This is a genomic window from Amycolatopsis sp. GM8 (genome assembly GCF_021653975.1).
Lineage (GTDB): Bacteria > Actinomycetota > Actinomycetes > Mycobacteriales > Pseudonocardiaceae > Amycolatopsis_E.
Genome location: NZ_JAJKFK010000004.1, coordinates 637608 through 653301, shown reverse-complemented (window position 1 = coordinate 653301; position 15694 = coordinate 637608). Strand labels below are relative to the sequence as shown.

14 protein-coding genes are annotated in these 15694 nt (G+C 69.7%); 6 read left to right on the top strand and 8 right to left on the bottom strand.

The genetic code is table 11. The features are described from left to right. The first annotated feature begins 27 nt into the window (after positions 1–27). Both LOZ83_RS21610 and LOZ83_RS21605 read left to right on the top strand, forming a co-directional pair. On the top strand, positions 28–1503 hold the full coding sequence (locus LOZ83_RS21610; RefSeq protein ID WP_236792869.1) for an NAD(P)/FAD-dependent oxidoreductase: 1476 nt from the start codon (positions 28–30) through the stop codon (positions 1501–1503). A gap of 69 nt (positions 1504–1572) precedes the next feature. Continuing rightward, positions 1573–3582, top strand: coding sequence for an AMP-binding protein (locus LOZ83_RS21605; protein ID WP_308190257.1), 2010 nt, complete (start codon positions 1573–1575; stop codon positions 3580–3582). Positions 3583–3609: 27 nt separating this feature from the next. Here LOZ83_RS21605 and ligD read toward each other — a convergent pair whose 3' ends face one another. The 5 genes from ligD to LOZ83_RS39915 form a co-directional block, all read right to left on the bottom strand. Beyond that, positions 3610–4539, bottom strand: coding sequence for a non-homologous end-joining DNA ligase (gene ligD, locus LOZ83_RS21600; protein ID WP_236792866.1), 930 nt, complete (start codon positions 4537–4539; stop codon positions 3610–3612). Positions 4540–4610: 71 nt separating this feature from the next. Then, the gene (locus tag LOZ83_RS21595) at positions 4611–5549 is read right to left on the bottom strand and encodes an RNA polymerase sigma factor RpoD/SigA (RefSeq protein ID WP_236792864.1); all 939 of its coding nucleotides are present in this window, start codon (positions 5547–5549) and stop codon (positions 4611–4613) included. A gap of 77 nt (positions 5550–5626) precedes the next feature. Then, positions 5627–6208: a TetR/AcrR family transcriptional regulator gene (locus tag LOZ83_RS21590; protein ID WP_236792862.1), complete on the bottom strand. Its 582-nt coding sequence runs from the start codon at positions 6206–6208 to the stop codon at positions 5627–5629. Beyond that, a complete protein-coding gene (locus LOZ83_RS21585; RefSeq protein WP_236792861.1) occupies positions 6208–6678 on the bottom strand; it encodes a GNAT family N-acetyltransferase in 471 nt (156 codons plus the stop codon). Before LOZ83_RS21585 ends, LOZ83_RS21590 begins: the two co-directional genes overlap by 1 nt. Before the next feature lie 65 nt (positions 6679–6743). Then, on the bottom strand, positions 6744–6869 hold the full coding sequence (locus LOZ83_RS39915) for a hypothetical protein (RefSeq protein ID WP_255824513.1): 126 nt from the start codon (positions 6867–6869) through the stop codon (positions 6744–6746). Between the two features lie 266 nt (positions 6870–7135). On the opposite strand from LOZ83_RS39915, the gene dinB reads away from it, so the two are divergent. Next, positions 7136–8332, top strand: a complete 1197-nt coding sequence (gene dinB, locus LOZ83_RS21580; RefSeq protein ID WP_236792859.1) for a DNA polymerase IV — start codon at positions 7136–7138, stop codon at positions 8330–8332. Between the two features lie 15 nt (positions 8333–8347). On the opposite strand, the gene LOZ83_RS21575 is transcribed toward dinB, so the two are convergent. From LOZ83_RS21575 to LOZ83_RS21565, 3 genes are all read right to left on the bottom strand, one after another. Continuing rightward, positions 8348–9196, bottom strand: coding sequence for an SAM-dependent methyltransferase (locus LOZ83_RS21575; RefSeq protein ID WP_236792857.1), 849 nt, complete (start codon positions 9194–9196; stop codon positions 8348–8350). A 66-nt stretch (positions 9197–9262) separates the two neighbouring features. Then, entirely contained in the window at positions 9263–10459 is a 1197-nt protein-coding gene (locus tag LOZ83_RS21570; RefSeq protein WP_236792855.1) for an MFS transporter, read from the bottom strand. 184 nt (positions 10460–10643) lie between these two features. After that, the gene (locus tag LOZ83_RS21565; RefSeq protein WP_236792853.1) at positions 10644–12419 is read right to left on the bottom strand and encodes a sigma-54-dependent Fis family transcriptional regulator; all 1776 of its coding nucleotides are present in this window, start codon (positions 12417–12419) and stop codon (positions 10644–10646) included. A 126-nt stretch (positions 12420–12545) separates the two neighbouring features. Here LOZ83_RS21565 and LOZ83_RS21560 point away from each other — a divergent pair, with 126 nt between their 5' ends. From LOZ83_RS21560 to LOZ83_RS21550, 3 genes are all read left to right on the top strand, one after another. Beyond that, a complete protein-coding gene (locus LOZ83_RS21560; protein ID WP_236792851.1) occupies positions 12546–12776 on the top strand; it encodes a hypothetical protein in 231 nt (76 codons plus the stop codon). A gap of 118 nt (positions 12777–12894) precedes the next feature. Further along, on the top strand, positions 12895–14547 hold the full coding sequence (locus tag LOZ83_RS21555; protein WP_236792849.1) for a methane monooxygenase: 1653 nt from the start codon (positions 12895–12897) through the stop codon (positions 14545–14547). Between the two features lie 109 nt (positions 14548–14656). Continuing rightward, positions 14657–15694, top strand: a complete 1038-nt coding sequence (locus LOZ83_RS21550; protein WP_236792847.1) for an NADH:ubiquinone reductase (Na(+)-transporting) subunit F — start codon at positions 14657–14659, stop codon at positions 15692–15694.

The following is a 15694-nucleotide window of genomic DNA, read 5'->3' as shown; positions in this document are numbered from 1 at the left end:
CGGACCATCGGCGAGACGGGAGTGAGCATGGCACGCGAGCATGTCGACGTCCTCATCATCGGCGCCGGGCTGACCGGCGTCGGCGCCGCCTGTCACCTGCGGGAAGACGCGCCGGACAAGACGTTCCTGATCCTCGAGGCGCGCGGCGCGCTCGGCGGCACCTGGGACCTGTTCCGCTATCCGGGTATCCGGTCCGATTCGGACATGTTCACCCTCGGCTACGACTTCCGCCCGTGGACCGGCGCACAGTCCATTGTCGACGGTTCGTCGATCCGCGAGTACATCCACGACGCCGCGCGCGAGTACGACGTCGAACGCCACATTCGCTTCCAGCACAAGGTGATCCGAGCCGAGTGGTCCAGCGAGAGTGCACAGTGGACGGTGTTCGCGCAGCGCTCCGACACCGGCGAGACCGCCGAGTTCACCTGCGGCTTCCTGTTCTGCAACACCGGTTACTACAACTACGACGAGGGCTACACGCCGAAGTTCGAAGGCGTGGAACGGTTCGGAGGCACGGTGGTGCACCCGCAGCACTGGCCGCGGGACCTCGACTACGCGGGCAAGCGGGTCGTCGTGATCGGCAGCGGCGCGACAGCCGTGACGCTCGTGCCGGCGCTCGCCGGGCAGGCGGCGCACGTGACGATGCTGCAGCGCTCGCCCAGCTACGTGCTCGCACTGCCGGGAGCCGACGCGCTCGCCGGGAGGCTGTACGACCTGCTGCCCGTCAAGGTCGCCGCGCCAGTCGTCCGCTGGCAGCACGCCCTGCTGACGACGTTGCTGTACCAGTTCAGCCGCCGCCGTCCCGGGCTGGTGAAGAAGATCCTGCGCGACAGAGTGCGGCGCCAGTTGCCGCCGGGCTACGACGTCGACACCCACTTCGCCCCGGACTACGAGCCGTGGGACCAGCGCCTGTGCATCGCGCGTGACGCCGACCTGTTCCGTGCGATCCGGGCCGGCACGGCGTCGGTCGTGACGGATCGCATCGCGACGTTCACCGAGCGCGGTATCCGGCTCGAATCGGGCCAGGAGCTCGAAGCGGATGTCGTGGTGACCGCGACCGGGCTGAACCTGCTACCCGTCGGCGGGACCACCCTGGTCGTCGACAGCGAACCGGTCGAGGTCGGCAAAACCGTCGCGTACAAGGGAATGATGCTCTCCGGGGTGCCGAACTTCGCGACCACCATCGGCTACACCAACGCGTCCTGGACGCTCAAGGCCGATCTCGTCGCGCACTACGTGATCCGGCTGCTCGGGCACATGGACTCCCGCGGGTACCGGGTGTGCACCCCGGTCCCGCCGCCCGGGCCGCTGCCGGGCACCCCGTTCATCGATCTCAAGTCCGGCTATGTCCGGCGCAGCATCGATAATCTTCCGCGACAGGGCGACTCCGCTCCGTGGCGGCTGCACCAGAACTACCCGCGTGACGTGCTACTACTTCGCCGCGGCGCGATCGAAGACGAAGGAATCACGTTCACTCGCGCGACAAAAAACGTGACCGCCTGACCAATCTTTCGGATGCGTCGTTGACCACCGACCAAGAAGACCTCTAGGTTCGGCGGAATGGTGGATTGCGTGAGCTTCGACCTCGTTGTCGGGCACCCGCGTAGGGACCTATGGCCGATCATCACCGATCCCGAGCAGTACCCCAGATATTTCAAGGGGGTCGGCGCGTGCGAGCGCGTCGGTGAAGAAGGCCGGGGCGTGCGGTACCGGATCCGGCTGGGCCTGTGCGGCCCGCCCACGGAGCACGAGTGGCGGGTACTGCTCAGCCGCCGCGGCGAGCAGTTCGTGATGGACAGTGAACCCGGCGGCCCCGGCAGCGTTTCGGTGCAGCTGCGCGACGCCGGGAGCGGCCGGACGCAGCTCAAATGCATGTTCTTCCACACGCCGCCACGGCTGAGCGCGGCCGATCTCAAGACGTGGGTGCGTGACGGGCTGACGCGGATCAGCAGACGGCTCGCCGAGCAACCCGAGCCGCTGCCGGAGGAGAAGACGCCGGGCACCCTGCAGGTGGCGAACGTGCTCGTCGCGGCGGGGATTCTGACCACGGGCCGGCCGGACCGGCTGGTGCGGCAGCTGCGGGCGGCCGCGAAGTGGGGCGCGACCCTCGCCGGTGGGTACACCTCGGCGGCCTACCGGTCGCCGAAAGCGCTTTCCATGATCGACGACAAGGGTCCGCGCTGGACGTTCGCGGACCTCGCCGACCGGACCGACCGGCTGGCCGCGATCCTGCGCAAGATGGGCGCCGCGCCGGACAACCGGGTCGCCGTGCTCGCCCGCAACTCCAGCGCCATGGTCCAGACGCTCATCGCGTGCGGCAAGCTCGGCGTCGACGCGCTGCTGCTCAACACCGGCCTCGCCGAGCCACAGGTGATCGACGGCGTGCACGAGAACAACGTCCGGATCGTCGTCGCCGACCCCGAGTTCACCCCGCTGCTGCAGAACCTGCCGCAGACCACGGCCTGGGTGCCCACCGACGCGCTCGACCCGCTGATCGAGCGCCATTCGTCCATTCCCCGGCTGGGCCCGCCGGCGACGACCGGCCAGCTCGTCGTGCTCACCTCGGGCACCACGGGTGCGCCGAAGGGCGCCCGGCGGCCGACCCCGAAGGGGCTGTCCGCGGTGGTGGCGCTCCTTTCGCGGGTTCCGTTGCGCAGCCTGGACCGCATCCTCATCTCGACCCCGCTGTTCCACACCTGGGGTCTCGCCGCGCTGCAGATCTCGATGCCGCTGCGGGCCACCGTCGTGCTGCAGCGGCGGTTCGAACCCGAAGAGTGCCTGCGCATGATCGAGGAGTCCCGGTGCACGGCGATGTTCGTCGTGCCGGTGATGATGCAGCGGATCATGGCGCTGCCGCCGGAGATCCGGGCCCGCTACGACACGTCCAGCCTGCGCATCGTGATCAGCAGCGGGGCGGCGATGCCGGCCGCGCTCGTCACCGGGTTCATGGACGCCTTCGGGGACGTCCTCTACAACTTCTACGGCTCGACCGAGGTGTCGGCGGCGGCGATCGCGAACCCGTCGGACCTGCGGGCCGCGCCGGCCACGGCGGGCCACCCGCCGCTCGGCTCGCGGCTGGCGATCCTCGGGCCGATGGGGGAGCCGTTGCCGCCGGGCGAGGTCGGCTGGATCTACGTCGGCAACGAGATGCTGTTCGAGGGGTACACGGACGGCAGCGGCCGGGATATCCGGCACAACCTGATGGACACCGGCGACCGGGGCTACCTCGACGCGGACGGCCGGCTGTTCATCGCGGGCCGCAGCGACGACATGATCATCTCCGGCGGGGAGAACGTCTTCCCGCGTCCCGTCGAGGAGGCGCTGGCCACCCTGCCCGGGGTGCTCGACGCGGCCGTGTTCGGCGTGCCCGACCCCGAGTACGGCCAGCGGCTCGCGGCCTACATCGTCGCGCATCCGCACGCGGGGCTCGACGAGCACATCGTGCGGGACTTCCTGCGGCACCGGGTCGCGCGGTTCGAGCAGCCGCGCGTGGTGCGGTTCGTCGCGGACCTGCCGCGCACCCAGACCGGCAAGGTGCTCAAGCGGCTGCTGCTCGACGACGGCTGGCTGGCCGGGACGTAACCGGGACTCGGGTGTCCACAGTGGACGCTAGTCCAGGCCGTCGCGATCCGCCCAGGCCAGCAGTGTTTCCAGCGAGTAGACCGCGTCGTCGATGCCTTCGTGGAGATCGCCGAGCTTCGCGAACCGGTCCGGCACGGTGGCGATCGTGCACTCGCGGGGCTCGACGTCGTCGATCTCGTCCCAGGTGATCGGCGTCGAGACCATCGCCTCCGGCACCCCGCGCACGGAGTACGCCGACGCGATCGTGTGATCGCGCGTGTTCTGGTTGTAGTCGACGAAAACCTTGGCGGGATCGCGGTCCTTGCGCCACCACGTGGTCGTCACGTCGTCCGGCGCGCGCCGCTCGACCTCCTGCGCGAAAGCGAGCGCCGCCCGGCGCACCTCCTGGAAACCCCAGCGCGGTTCGATCCGCACGTACACGTGCAGCCCGTCGCCGCCGGAGGTCTTCGGCCAGCCGGTCGCCCCCAGCTCGTCCAGGACCTCGTGCGCCACGTGCGCGACCCGGCGCACCCGCGCGAAGTCCGACTCGGGACCGGGGTCGAGGTCGATCCGCCACTCGTCCGGGCGCTCGGTGTCCGCGCGGCGCGAGTTCCACGGGTGGAACTCCACAGTGGACATCTGGACGGCCCAGATCACGCTGGCCAGCTCGGTCACGCACAGCTCGTCGGCGTAGCGGTCGTAGCGCGGGAAATGCACGCGCACGGTCTCCAGCCAGGGTGGCGCGCCGCCGGGGATGCGCTTCTGGTGCACCTTGTCGCCGCTGACCCCGGACGGGAACCGGTGCAGCATGCACGGCCGTTCCCGCAGCGCGCGCACGATGCCGTCGCCCACCGAGAGGTAGTACCGCGCGAGGTCGAGCTTCGTCTCGCCACGCGCCGGGAAGTACACCCGGTGCGGGTTCGAGATGCGCACCGTCCGGTCGCCGACCGCGATCAACTCCGCCTCGTCCTTGGCCATGAACCGAAATCTAGTTCTTCGATACGAAAAACGCCCGTGGTCACGACCACGGGCGTCATCCGGACAAGGCCTCAGCCGGCGACCGGGAGGAGCGCTTCGCGCCGGTCCGGGGCGCGCAGCTCCGTCAGGGCCTCCTGCTCCAGGCGCCGTGCCTGGGCCCGGGTCACCCCGACCTGCTCGGCGGCCTGCTGCAGCGTGCGCTGACGGCCGTCGTCCAGCCCGTACCGCAGCGAGATCACCTTCTTCGCCAGCGGCGGCAGGCTGTCCAGTGCCTCGTCGAGCAGTTCGCTCGTCGCGTCGCGCACGATCACGTCCCCGACCGGGTCGGCCTCGCTGCTGCCGATCAGGTCACCCAGCTCGACCTCACCATCACCGATCGGCACGTCGAGACTCGTCGTCACCCGCGCGACACTCTTCAGCTCGACCACCCGTGCCAGCGGCAGCTCGGCGGCCTTCGCCAGCTCCTCGACCGTCGGGTCGTGGTCGGTGTCCTTGCGCAGCGCCGTCTCGGCCCGCTCCAGCTTCGCGAGCTGGTCACTCGCGTGCTCGGGCACCCGGATCGCGCGGCTGTTGAACGCGATCCCGCGTTGCATCGCCTGACGGATCCACCACATGGCGTAGGTCGAGAACTTGTAGCCCTTGGCGTAGTCGAACTTCTCGACCGCGCGGATCAGCCCGAGGTTGCCTTCCTGTACCAGGTCCAGCAGTGGCATCGTCCGCTCGCGCCGCTTGCGCGCGGCGGACACCACGAGGCGCAGGTTCGCCTTGATCATGTGGTCCTTCGCGCGGGCGCCGTCGCGCGCGAGGAGTTCCAGGTCCCGCCGGTCGGCGGCCGGCTCCTGCTCACCGGCGTCGGCCCGGCGCAGCAGTTCCGCGGCGTACACCCCGGCTTCGATCCTCTTGGCCAGGTCGACCTCCTCGGTCGCCGTCAGCAACGGGATCGCCCCGATCGCGTCCAGGTAGACGCGCACGGAATCGGGCTCTTCGGTGCGTTCGATCCTTCTCGCCATGATCATCACCCCCTTCCGGTGCATCCGGTTCGTTCAACGAACGAACACTGTCCGGAATTCCATTGAGTGGGAAACGATCAGGTGGCGACGGCCGCGTCCAGCAGGGGTGCGAGTTCGGTGGCGACCGCGTCCAGCGGGGCCAGGTCGTGGTGGGCGCGGGCGAGCACGATGGCGCCCTCCAGCGCGCTGATCATGAGCAGGGCGAGGGAGGTGCAACGCGGCTCCGGGACGCCCATTCGATGCAGCTCCTCGGAGACCGGCGCCTGCCAGGTTTCGAAGGCCGCGCTGACCGCGCCGCGCAGCCGTTCGCTGGCGGCCGCGGTGTCGGCCGTCGAGGCGACCAGCGGGCAGCCCGCGGCGTACCCGGCCTTGGTGAACTCGTCGCGCCACCCCCCGACCATCGCGGCGAACAGCCCGCCGGGTCTCGGCTCGTCGAGGGACTCGGCGTACCTGCGGGTCTTGCGCGCCGCGTAAGACCCCGACCACCTGAGCGCCTCGTCGACGAGCTGCTCCTTGCCGCCGGGGAAGTAGTGCTGCAGCGAACCGCGGGGCGCCTCGGCGTGCTGGACGACCTCGCGCATCCCGGTCCCGCTCACCCCCTGCGCCCTGATCAGCTGCGCGGCGCTGAACACCATCCGCTCGCGCGGCGACTTGACCATCAGGCCACCTCCTCCATGACGGCTGTCATGATACCGGCGACCGGCAGGCACCGTTCGAACTCGTGCGCGCCGTCGGCGGTCGAGAGGTAGCGGAACCCTTGCTGCGCCAGGAAACCCAGCGCCGCGCGGTTGTCGGCCCGCACCGTGGCGTGCACCGTCCGCCCGGCCCAGCGCCCGGATCGCCATACCGTCTCCACGAGGCCGCGTCCGATGCCCTTGCGCTGCCACGGGTCGGCGACCAGCACGCCCAGCTCGGCCACCTCAGGCGTCTCGGGCACGAGGTTGAGCAGGCCCGCCGGTGCATCGCCGGCCCAGGCCAGCAGCGTCTCGCCGCCGAGCAGGTACTTCCGGTAGCGGCGCCAGACGTCGGCCGGGTCCGGCGTGCCGCCGAGGAAGAAGCGCAGGCCCAAGCTCCGCGGCGAGCACGCCAGCAGGATCCGCTCGACGGCGTCCGGGGTCGCGGCGGTCATGACAGGTGTCATAGAATCCAGTAGAGCACAAGCCCGGGCCGGGCGCCATGACGATCGTCATAACCTCACTCGCGGCCACGCACGATCGTCGGCTCGAACTCCGTGTCCTCGTAGAGCGGCTCGGCGGGTTCGGTCGGCTCTAAGGGTTCGGTCTCCAGTGGGCTCGGTCGCCGCGGCGTGAGAATGTCCATGATCATGTGATACCCGCGTGGCGCGCCGGGATGAAAGAGGTTGCCTTCAACCCGGGCGAAAAACCGCCGGATGGGGCGATCCGGCATGGTCCGCCCGAGACGTGGCGGACCAGGCCGGTGGCCTTCGGAAACCCGGACCATGGGGAGACCGTAGGGCCGAGGTCGCGCCCTCCCTCTCAGGTCGTGACCGACATGAGGATGACTTTCGGCGCGGGGACCGGACTAGGGTCCAAAGCCCTCGGATTGTCGGTGGCGTATGCGAACATATGTTCGTGTCGAATGAGGGTCCGATCCTGCACGCCGATCTCGACTCGTTCTATGCGTCGGTCGAGCAGCGGGACGACGCGTCGCTGCGTGGCCGCCCCGTCATCGTGGGCGGCGGCGTGGTGCTGGCCGCCAGCTACGAGGCCAAGGCCTTCGGCGTGCGCACGGCGATGACCGGTGGTCTGGCGCGCATGCTGTGCCCGCAGGCGATCGTGGTGCCGCCGCGCATGTCGGCGTACGCCGAGGCGAGCAAGGCGGTGTTCGGCGTGTTCGAGCGGACCAGCCCGCTCGTCGAGGGATTGTCGATCGACGAGGCGTTCCTCGACGTCGGCGGGCTCGCCCGGATCTCCGGTACACCCAGCCGGATCGCCGCGGCGCTGCGGCGCGCGGTCGCCGAGGAGGTCGGCCTGCCGATCACGGTCGGCGTCGCGCGCACCAAGTTCCTGGCGAAGGTGGCCAGCGGTGTCGCGAAGCCCGACGGCCTGCTCGTCGTGCCGCACGACGGGGAGCTGGCGTTCCTGCACCCGCTGCCGGTCGAGAGGCTCTGGGGCGTCGGCCAGGTGACCGCGGGCAAGCTGCGCCGCCGCGGCGTGATGACGGTCGGCGAGGTCGCGCGGCTGGGGGAGGCCACGCTGGTGTCGATGCTCGGCCGTGGCGCCGGACGGCACCTGCATGCCTTGGCGCACAACCGGGATCCCCGCCCGGTGCAGGTCGGGCGGCGCCGCCGGTCGATGGGCGCGCAGCGCGCGCTGGGGCGCCGCCGCCGGTCGCCGGAGGAGCTGGACGCGGTGCTGGCCGGGCTGACCGACCGGCTGGCGCGGCGGCTGCGCGCGGCGAAACGGGTCTGCCGCACGGTCACACTGCGGCTGCGGTTCGCCGATTTCAGCCGCGCCACCCGGTCGCGCACGCTGCGCGAGCCGACGGCCCACACCGCCACGATCCTGTCCACCGCACGGGGTCTGCTCACTGCCGCCCGCACCATGATCGAGAACGACGGACTCACCCTGATCGGCCTCGCACTGTCCAATTTGGACGATGACGGGGCGGTCCAGCTGATGCTCCCGTTCGACGACGTGGACCCCGGCGCGCTGGACGCGACCCTCGACGAGGTGCGCGCCCGGTTCGGCGCGACCTCGGTCACCCGCGCTATGCTCCTCGGGCGGGCCGAAGGCCCGACGGTGCCGCTGCTGCCCGACTGACGGCCCGGCGACTGCTCAGGGCGCGGGTTTCCTTGCCACGCCACCGATCACGCGCGATTCCGACGGCGCGGCGGAGAACACCGTGTGCCCGTCCGGGTGCCATGCGGGGGCGTAGACCAGGCCCGGCTCCAGCAGTTCCCAGTCGCCGAAGAAGCGGGCGAACTCGTCGGTCGTGCGCAACTGCCCGGGGTTCGTCGTGTGCTCGTAGTAGGCCACGAGATCGGTCAGCGCCTGGCGTTCCTCGTCGCTGCGCGGGTTCTCGTTCGTCATCTGCGACAGCACGAGCAGCGAACCCGGCGCCAGCATTTCCCGGTAGGCCGCGAGGATCGAGTCGGGATCGGCGTCGTCCTTGATGAAGTGCAGCACCGCGTTCACCACGAGCGCCACCGGCTGCCGCAGATCGATGACGCCGGTGCCGCGGACGAGCTCCCACAGTTCGTCCGGCTTGAGCATGTCGCCGGCGATCGCGCAGTGGCGGTCCGGGTCGGCGCTGTCGGCGAGCAGCAGCGTCGAGTGCGCGAGCGCGACCGGCTCGTTGTCGATGTAGACCACGCGCGTGTCCAGCTGCGGGCGGGCCTCGTCGGCGACGTCGTGCACGTTGCCCGCGGTCGGCAGGCCGGAGCCGATGTCGACGAACTGCGTGACGCCCAGCTGCGCGCAGTGCCGCACGGCGCGGCCGAGGAACTGGCGGCTGGTCCGCATGTACTGCCCGATCAGCGGCACCCGCTCGCGGAGCTTGTGCGCGAACTCGCGGTCGATCGCGTAGTTGGTGTCCCCGCCGAGGAAGTAGTCGTAGACCCGCGCGGCGGACGGCCGGTCGAGGCTGCTCTCGACCGCGCGCAGTGCTTCGTCATGACCGATCACCAGGGCGCCCTCCCTTGTTGATCTTCATCCTACTCACCTGAACCGCTTTCATGTTTACCGCGGGGATCAGTGTGCGGCCGGCACGGCGACGCCGCGGCGCCGGGCCCGTACCCGGGAGTAGGCCCAGATGCCCAGCCCTGCCAAGGGAAGCGCGGCACCGAACAGGCTGGAGCCGGTCCAGCCCACGGAGTCGTAGAGCGAGCCGGCGACGGCCGAGGCGATGGCGCCGCCGACGAAGATCGTGGTCATGAAGACGGTGTTGATCCGGGCGCGCGCGTCGGCCCGCAGGCCGTAGATCTCCTGCTGGCTCAGCACCTGATGCCCCTGCACGGCCAGGTCCAGCAGCACGCCGGCGACCGCGAGCAGCACGATGCTGTGCGCGCCGAGGTCCGCGAGGACCATCGCGGCCGCACCGAGCGCGAGCGCCGCGCCGCTGCCGATCTGCCCGTACCCGCGGTCGCCGAGCCGTCCCGCCAGCGGCGCGGCCGCCGCCCCGGCGGCACCGACGAGCGCGAACACGCCGATCCCGGTCTGGGACAACCCGTGCGCGCCGGCGAGCTCGAACGCGACCGCGGTCCAGAACGCGCTGAACGCGCCGAACATCAGCGCCTGGCACACCGCGCGCCGCCGCAGCGCCGGTTCCTCGCGGGCGAGCGTGAGCACGGACCGCATCAGATGCGGATAGCGCACCCGGTGCGGCGGCTCGCGCTGCGGCAGGACGCGCCGGATGGCGATCGCGACCAGCAGCATGAGGGCGGCCGAAACGAGGTAGATGGTGCGCCAGCCCGCAGCGCCGGCGACGAAGCTGGACACGGTGCGGGCGAGCAGGATTCCCAGCAGCAGCCCGGTCATCACGGTCCCGACGAACCGGCCGCGCTGCTCCTCCGGGGCGAGATGCGCGGCGAACGGGATGAGGATCTGGGCGACCACCGAGGTCAGCCCGATCAGCACGGACGCGGCGAGGAACAGCCCGAACACCGGGGAGACGCCGGCGATGACGAGCGCGATCGTGGTGAACACGAGCGTGCGGGTGGCGAGCTTGCGGTTCTCCAGCAGGTCGCCGAGCGGCATCAGCAGCACGATCCCGGCGGCGTAGCCGAGCTGGGTCAGGGTCACCACGAGCGCCGCCGCGCCCTGGCTCACCGAGAACGCCGAGGCGATCTCGCCGAGCAGCGGCTGCGGATAGTACAGGTTCGCGACGGTCGCGCCACACGAGAACGCGAGCACCACCATCACCAGCCGGAGACTCCGGACCGCGGGCATACCCCTCCCTCACAACGGCATGCCCTCATCCAAGCCCCCGCGGCTACGCCACATTCCCCGCCGGGCACCTACGGTAACCCGCGTCACCCCGAAACCGGACCAAGTCCCCGTTCAGGACCGCGAGTCCGACGCTCACGACGTCGAGTCCGACACTCGGGACGCCGAGTTCGACATTCGCCACGCGCTAGCGGTCGGCGGTGACGATCCCGTACTCGTGGATCTTGCGGTAGATGGTCGCCCGCGAGATGCCGAGCAGCTTCGCCGCGCGCACCTTGTTGCCGTCGGCGTCCTCCAGGCCGCGGACGATGGCGTCCCGCTCCACCGTCTCGTACCGGTTCAGCGGGCGGCGGGTGAGCGCGTGGTACTCGGCGGGCAGGTCGGTCGGCACGATCGTGCCGGTGCGCCGGCGTTTCGTGATCTGCTTGAGCACCCGGTAGAGCTGCGTGACATTGCCCGGCCAGCTCGCCCGCATCAGCAGGTGCAGCGCGGCGGGGGAGCAGGTCAGCTGCCCGCCGCCGGCGAGCCGGGACAGGAACAGCGGCACCAGATCGGCCACGTCCTCGGCGTGCCGCCGCAGCGGTGGCACGGCCACGGTGCGCGGGAACAGCGCCAGCAGCCCGGGATCGGCGTCCGTGTCGGCGGTCAGCGTGACCGTCACCCAGGTGCTGCGCGGCGCCTCTGCCAGCACCGAGACCAGCGTCCGCACGTCGGGGCCCGCGAGGCGGTCGACGTGCCGGATCACCAGCGCGTCCACCGGGTCCTCGACCAGCTCGCGGCGCAGATCCTCCGGCCAGTCCGGGGTCACCCGCGCGGCGTCGAGGACGTGCAGCCGCCCGGCCGGGTTGCGCCGCTGGTGCACGCCACGCGCGAGGGTGAACTTGCCGGTGCCCGGCTCACCCGCGAGCACGAGCCACTCGCCCCGGCTGAAACCGCGGTCCACCTCGTGACTCGCCTGCAGCCACGGTGTCGCCGAGCCGACCACACCCGGCAGGAACATCGGCAGCATCGGCGTCGACGAGGGCGCGGGGGCGTTGTCGTCGGTATCGATGAGCTTCACCGTCAGCACCCCGCCGGCGATGTCGCCGTCCCGGTGCCCCTTGACCCGGCGGCAGACCATGCGCACCTTGTTGCCACTGGACATCGTGACCGTCGCCGTCGCGCGGCGGGTCTCGGCCAGCTCCTGGTTCGCCCGGGACAGCAGCATCGTCTGGTCGGCCGGCGCGAGCAGCTGCCGCGCGCTGTCGTTCATCATCACGATGTCCTTGTTGAAGGCCATCACGATGCCCGTGGTGCGCCGGCACGCCTGCAGGTACGACTGGAACAGCACCAGCTCGCGCAGGTTGCTGTGGGTCAGCAGGGCCTGGCGCACCTGCTCGGCCGTGGTGCGCGCGAGCGCGACCAGCAGCCCGCCGGCGTCCTTGCGCCAGCAGGTCAGGTCGACCGCGCCGATCGTCTTGCCGGTGATCGGGTGCTGGATCGGCACCCCGGCGCAGGCGAGGTTCTCCAGGTGCTCGGCGTAGTGCTCGTGGCCGAACACGTAGGTGGGGCGGCCGTCCTCCAGCGCGGTGCCGATGCCGTTGGTGCCGACGAACTGCTCGCCGTAGCTGTACCCGGGCACCAGCTCGACGTGCTCCAGATGCCGGTGCAGGTCGGTGTCCCCGGTCCGCTGGCTCACCACGATCCCGGACGGATCGGTGAGGATGAGGCTGATCGGCTGGCCTTCGAGCTGGTCACCGAGGCGTTCCAGGACAGGGGCGGCGCCACGAATCAGCGGCGTGTCGAGGTTCTGTTCGCTGGTGTAGGGCAGATCGATCCGGTCCGCCGGGACGTGGAACTCGCGCGAGCGCCACCATGAGGCCAGGATCGCCTCGCGAACCTGGTCCGGCTCCACGGCCTCCGCGGTGAGGAACCGCTCCCGGGTAAGGGCCAGGCCTTCGTCATCGGGCAGGATGGCGGTCATGGCACGGTCCACTGGGCCTCCAGGCACATCGTTGTGTCGCCTGTCACAACACTAGGCCAACCGGACGCGTGATCGTGTCTCAAATTGAGACACGCCGGCCGTCGCGAGCAGCGGTCTCATGGACATATGACCGACGAGACGTACAACCCGTGGACCGTCGTCAACGTCGTCTTTCACCATTTGGTGGAGCAGGGCCTGCACCCCGAACTCGGCGACGGTGGCCATCCGGGTGAACCCGCCGCCGCCCTGCTGCGCGCGCTCGGCGTCCAGCCGACCGTCGAGGGGGACGGGCGAGTGCACGACAACACCCGCCAGCAGCTCGCCGACCTGCGGGAGCGGATGTTCGGCGAGCCCTGAGGACGGTGTCTCATATTGAGACCCGCGTCACGCCGGTACGGCCTTGTAATTCTCGGCATAGGACGTGTGCCCACGCGCCGAACCTGAACTCGCCCGCGACCACGGGTAAGGAGCCGACATGAGCCGCCAGAGCGTGGCGAAAGCCCACCAGAAAATTCAGGAACTTTCCTGGGAACCGGCCTATCACGAGCCGGTATCCCAATATGGGACGGATTACACGTTCCAGAAGGCCAAGAAGAAGGACCCGTTGAAGCAGGTCCTGCGGTCCTACTTCCCCATGCAGGAAGAGAAGGACCACCGCGTGTACGGCGCCGAAGACGGTGCCATCCGCGGCAACATGTTCCGCCAGGTGCAGGAGCGCTGGCTGGAGTGGCAGAAGCTGTTCCTGTCGATCATCCCGCTGCCCGAGATCTCGGCCGCGCGCGCAATGCCGCTGCTGTTCCGCACGGTGCCCAACCCGGAACTGCACAACGGCCAGGCGATCCAGATGATCGACGAGGTCCGCCACTCGACGATCCAGCAGAACCTCAAGCGCCTGTACATGAACAACTACATCGACCCGGCGGGCTTCAACTCGAGCCTGCGCAACTTCCAGAACGACTACTGCGGCACCATCGGCCGCCAGTTCGCGGAAGGCTTCATCACCGGTGACGCGATCACCGCGGCGAGCATCTACCTGACGATCGTCGCCGAGACCGCGTTCACGAACACGCTGTTCGTGGCGATGCCGGCCGAGGCCGCCGCCAACGGCGACTACCTGCTGCCGACGGTGTTCCACTCGGTGCAGTCCGACGAGTCGCGGCACATCTCCAACGGGTACGCGACCCTGCTGATGGCGCTGTCCGACGAGAGCAACCACCAGTTGCTCGAGCGCGACCTGCGCTACGCGTGGTGGAACAACCACCGGGTGGTCGACGCCGCGATCGGCACCTTCATCGAGTACGGCACGAAGGACCGCCGCAAGGACCGCGAGAGCTACGCGGAGATGTGGCGCCGCTGGATCTACGACGACTACTACCGCAGCTACCTGGTGCCACTGGAGAAGTACGGTCTGGTCATCCCGCACGACCTGATCGAGGAAGCCTGGAACCAGATCTGGAACAAGGGCTACGTGCACGAGGTCGCCCAGTTCTTCGCCACCGGCTGGCTCGCCAACTACTGGCGGATCGACCCGATGACGGACAAGGACTTCGAGTGGTTCGAGTTCAAGTACCCGGGTTGGTACGACCGCTACGGCAAGTGGTGGGAGAACTACAACCGGCTGTCCGTCCCCAATGGACACCACCCGATCGTCGCCGAGGACGTCGACTACGTGTACCCGCACCGCTGCTGGACGTGCATGGTGCCGTGCCTGGTCCGCGAGGACATGGTCGTGCAGAAGGTGGACGGGCAGTGGCGGACCTACTGCCACGAGGCCTGCCGCTGGACCGACGCCGAGGCGTTCCGGCCGACGTATCAGGGCCGCAACACCCCGAACATGGGCCAGCTCATCGGGTCCCGTGAGTGGGAGACCCTGTACCACGGCTGGAACTGGGCCGACGTGGTGACCGACATGGGCTTCGTCCGCGACGACGGCAAGACCATGGTCGCCCAGCCGCACCTGGACCTGAACCCGAAGAAGATGTGGACGCTGGACCACCTGCGCCGCATGCCCGAGGTGCAGAGCCCGAACGTGCTGCTGAACCAGATGAGCGACGACGAGCGGGCCGCCTTCGTCGCCGACTACAACCGCCAGGGCCCGGCGGGCCGCCCGGCACCGGCCACCCGGTAACCGCCGACTGTCGCGAGCGAGCCGAACGCGTCGTTCGGCCGGAAAGAGGGAGCCGAACGACGCGTTCGCCCCGCTGAACCCAGCTGCCTGGCGGATGGAGGAAATCCCGTTGGCGGACAAGCATGTGGTGCGGTTCGAGCCCGTGGGGATCGAGATCGAGGTGGACGAGGATCAGACGATCCTGCGGGCCGCCGCCGAGCAGGGCGTCATGCTCATGCACGGATGCAAGGAGGGCCAGTGCGCCTCCTGCAAGTCCTTCATCCTCGACGGTGACGACGTGGAGCACGACCGGTACTCCACGTTCGCGTTGCCCGATTTCGAGAAGGACGAGGGGTACACGCTCCTGTGCCGGGCGCACGCGTACGAGGACCTGACCATCGAACTGCTCAACTACGACGAGGAGATGATCCATTCCGGACTCCCGATCCAGGAGGCGGTCGTCGAGGTGGTCTCCAACGACCACGTCACGCACGACATGCGGCATCTGGTCGTGCGCCTGGTGGAACCGGAAACGCTGAAGTTCTTTCCCGGCCAGTACCTCGATTTCTCGGTGCCCGGCACCGAGGAGACCCGGTCGTTCTCGATGGCGAACACCAACGCGCGTGAAGGCGGGCGGCTCGAGTTCGTCATCAAGGTCTACCCGGACGGGCTGTTCTCGAACTTCCTCGACACGCGGCTGCGGGCCGGGGACCGGCTGGAGGTGACCGGGCCGTTCGGGGTGTTCACCTTGCGGGACAACCCGGAGGCGCGGCTCGTCTTCGTCGGCGGGGGCGCCGGGATGGCGCCGATCCTGGCGCTGCTGCGGTCCATGGCCGAGCGCGGGATCGACCGCAAGACGACCTTCTACTACGGCGCGCGCCGCCGCAAGGACCTCTGCTTCGAGGAGGAACTGCGCGCGCTCGAGGAGAAGCTCGCCGATTTCCGTTACGTGCCTGCGCTTTCCGAACCGGACAGCGAGGACTGGGACGGCGAGACCGGGTTGATCACCGACGTGCTGCGCCGGCGTGAGGCCGATCTCGACGGCGCCGACGCGTATGTGTGCGGGCCGCCACCGATGGTGGAGGCCGCGCTGGAACTGCTGCCCGCACTGGGCGTGGCGGACAAGCGCGTCTTCTACGACAAGTTCACGACAACGGGTGAGGGATAA